This window comes from Stenotrophomonas sp. AS012628 (assembly GCF_010608305.1).
GTDB classification, from domain to species: domain Bacteria; phylum Pseudomonadota; class Gammaproteobacteria; order Xanthomonadales; family Xanthomonadaceae; genus Stenotrophomonas; species Stenotrophomonas geniculata.
In genome coordinates this window covers 1-264 of sequence record NZ_VMBJ01000149.1, presented here as the reverse complement: position 1 = coordinate 264, position 264 = coordinate 1, and the positions used below count along the sequence as shown (strand labels likewise).

General features: G+C 64.8%; 1 protein-coding gene. It reads right to left on the bottom strand.

Annotated features, from left to right (window positions below; all coding sequences use genetic code 11):
• The coding region (locus tag G5A07_RS21360) for a hypothetical protein (protein WP_191863992.1) at positions 1–221 on the bottom strand (221 nt) is incomplete at its 3' end.
• Positions 222–264: the final 43 nt, after the last annotated feature.

Genomic DNA, 264 nt, shown 5'->3' with positions numbered 1-264 from the left:
GCGATGAAGCGTGCCCGGCCGGCGTCGCCGCCATATATCGACGCTTCGAATTCGCGCTGGCTTTCGGGGGGCACCTTGTTCCTGGCAAAGCCCTCGCGGTTCTGCAGCATTTCTTCGGCCGAATGCAGCGTCAGCGCTGGCACGCGGAAGAACATATGATCGAACAGCGCGGCATGATAGCGGGCGGCAAGCACGCCGGGAACGCCGCCGAAACTGTCCACCAGCAGATAACGCCGTCGGAACGGACTGCGCGCCACCCAGCGC